This window comes from Microvirga sp. 2MCAF35 (assembly GCF_052115545.1).
Lineage (GTDB): Bacteria > Pseudomonadota > Alphaproteobacteria > Rhizobiales > Beijerinckiaceae > Microvirga.
The window spans coordinates 1-1,946 of record NZ_JBFRGW010000086.1 but is presented as its reverse complement, the minus strand read 5'-3'; the positions used below and the strand labels follow the sequence as shown (position 1 = coordinate 1,946).

3 protein-coding genes are annotated in these 1,946 nt (G+C 59.9%); all 3 read left to right on the top strand.

The features are described from left to right. On the top strand, positions 1–315 hold a 315-nt coding region (locus AB4097_RS21395; protein ID WP_442043301.1), incomplete at its 5' end, for a flagellin. Positions 316–397: 82 nt separating this feature from the next. Then, positions 398–955 (top strand): hypothetical protein, encoded by a 558-nt coding sequence (locus tag AB4097_RS21390; RefSeq protein WP_442043299.1) that lies wholly within the window; start codon positions 398–400, stop codon positions 953–955. A gap of 61 nt (positions 956–1,016) precedes the next feature. After that, a complete protein-coding gene (locus AB4097_RS21385; protein ID WP_442043297.1) occupies positions 1,017–1,802 on the top strand; it encodes a DUF1217 domain-containing protein in 786 nt (261 codons plus the stop codon). Positions 1,803–1,946 lie beyond the last annotated feature (144 nt).

Here is a 1,946-nt window from a genome sequence, read left to right as displayed (position 1 = left end):
CTGAAGATCACCGGGACGGGTGAGGCGGCTCAGGATCTCGTTAACGACATGGCCGCGGATGTGGAAACGGCCCTGGAATCGGTTCGTAACTTCGCCACCGAGCTCGGCGCAGCCAAGAACCAGATCGACGCGCAGTCGAAGTTCCTGGGTGCTCTGAGCGAGGCGATGACCAACAGCGTCAGCACGCTCGTCGACGCCGACATGAACGAGGCTTCGACCCGCCTGCAGGCTCTGCAGACGCAGCAGCAGCTCGGCGTGCAGTCGCTCTCGATCGCCAACCAGAACAGCCAGATGATCCTGAAGCTCTTCCAGTAAGAGCCTCCTGATCGGTGACCACGAGGCCCCGTCTTGCAAAAGGCGGGGCCTTCTTTTTAATCCAGTCGCGGGACGCTGAGCCATGTCGAGCGCTCTTCACCGTATAGCCGCTCTTGTCGTCGCCTGCGCGCTCGGGGCGGCCATTCCAGATCTTTCCGCCACGGCGGCATCCGGCACGCTTCGGGCTTGGAATTACGCCCTCCAGGCCGACCAGAGCGGCGCCCCGAACCGGGCATTGGCGCAGATCAGGGGGGAGGGCGGGAGCTCCCTCTGGTTCTCCTGCACCAAAGTGACCGGGGAAGACGAGCCGCCGCAAGTGGCCATCGCCGCCACCGTGATGCAGAAGGCCTATCTCGGGCCCAGCGATCACCGGGGGCGGAGCACGGTCTATTGGCTCGACGAACGGCCGCCGGAAGTATCGCACTGGGTCTACCGTGATCGCTACGGCCAATTGCGCGGCGAAGACGAAGTTATGAGTTTCGCTGCAAGCCTCGCGACAGCGCAGACGCTTATCGTGGAACTTGCGAATTTTCGCCTAGAGCCGCAGAGCGTGAAGTTCGCTCTCGATCCTGACGAGACCCGAGCTGTCACCGAACGCTTCTCGAAGGATTGCCGGTCCATCGCCACGGTGAAGGATTAGGCTGACATGATCGGCCGTGAGCGCCGGTCAGGAGAATGAGCGTCGACCACAGGAATGAGCCATGATCAGCACGATGACCCGCTACCAGATGTTGCAGACCAACCCGGTGCTGACAAAGACGCTCACCCAGAACGACGCCATGGTCAAGCGCGACACCGAGTATTACCTGGCGAACATCTCAAAGGTGAAATCCGTCGACGAGTTCGTGAAGGATTACCGCCTGTTCACCTATGCCATGAAGGCCTATGGCCTCGAAGACATGGCCTATGCCAAGGCCTTCATGAAGAAGGTGCTCTCCGAAGGAACCACCTCGTCCACAAGCATGGCGAACAAGCTGGTTGACCCGCGCTACAAGGAATTCGCCAAGGCGTTCGACTTCGCCGCAAAGGGCGACAAGGCCACCTCCGAGGCCAGCGCGACAACGGAAGCCGTGAGCAAGTATTACCAGCAGACGCTGGAGGCCAAAGAGGGCGAGCAGAACGAAGGCGTGAGGCTTGCGCTCTATTTCAAGCGCAAGGCATCCAGCGTCACCTCGACAATGGGACTGCTGGCGGACAAGCGCCTTCTGACGTTCATGCAGACAGCATTCAACATTCCCAAGGAAGCATCCAAAGCAAGCATCGATCTGCAGGTCCGTAATCTGGAAAAGCACATCAACATCAAGGATCTCCAGGATCCGAAGAAGGTCGACAAGCTGATCCAGCGCTTCTCTGCCCTGTGGGACATGAACAACACCACTCTGGAACAGGTCGCGCCCGTACTGACCCTGTTCTCTGATCCCACGGAAGCGGGCATCAGCGTCGACCTGATGATGAGCATCACCAAGCTCAGGCGCGGGGGCTTCTAGAGCGGGTTTTGATCTGACTGAATCGAAGGGGCTACCCAAATCGGCTGGAAACTGATTCAGACTGACTGCCGGGTGGGAGGCCGGCAGTCATGTCGAAAGCTCTGTCCGTCGATCTTCGTGTTCGGGTTCTTGCGGCGGTGGCGG